Genomic DNA, 557 nt, shown 5'->3' with positions numbered 1-557 from the left:
GACAATAAGTCTTGCAAGGCAATCATATCTGAATTGAGCATTGAAGTTTTTAACTTCTCCTCTGCTTCAATTATTTCTTTAACTACATTGCTTTCCATACTATCAACTTCCTCATATCGCATAACGCCTTGTTAAGGGGTGAAGCACGCAACACCGATGCTACCGCATACCACCCTAATCACTTAAACCAACGCATAGTAAAAATGCCACGCGTGCTGAATCCCTCTTGAACAATTTGTTATACGCGTCCTATCGGTTGTACTTAACCTTATTCAGAACTTCTTTTAGTTCATGCGTTTTCTCAAGGTTTACACCGTGAATATTGGCTAAAGCACAAACATAATACAAGACGTCATATAACTCTTCTGCGATTGAACCTTTTAATTCATCTAGCGTTGGTTGCCCACTTTTACCTTTGCGAATAGATTCTGATAATTCGCCAACTTCTTCGATTAGTTTTAAAAAATAGTGTTCAGATTGCTCTGGCGCATAATCGAATTCTTTTATATGACTTTGTAACTCAGATAACTTCATAACGTCCTTTTTGTATCATTTTC

1 protein-coding gene is annotated in these 557 nt (G+C 37.2%); it reads right to left on the bottom strand.

Features of this window, described 5'->3' with window-relative positions:
- Positions 1–249 precede the first annotated feature (249 nt).
- Positions 250–534 carry a MazG nucleotide pyrophosphohydrolase domain-containing protein gene (locus tag F7Y48_RS23580; RefSeq protein WP_017448465.1) on the bottom strand — a complete coding sequence of 95 codons (285 nt, stop codon included), beginning with the start codon at positions 532–534 and terminating at the stop codon, positions 250–252.
- Positions 535–557: the final 23 nt, after the last annotated feature.

This window comes from Vibrio sp. 2-1-2a (genome assembly GCF_032648565.1).
Taxonomy (GTDB): Bacteria; Pseudomonadota; Gammaproteobacteria; order Enterobacterales; family Vibrionaceae; genus Vibrio; species Vibrio diabolicus.
Note: the sequence above shows the minus strand (reverse complement) of the source record. Positions and strands in the feature narration are given on the sequence as shown.

Bases quoted from the DNA above. Each gene is read 5' to 3' on its own strand.
- F7Y48_RS23580 (WP_017448465.1), bottom strand. From the start codon at position 534: ATGAAGTTATCTGAGTTACAAAGTCATATAAAAGAATTCGATTATGCG.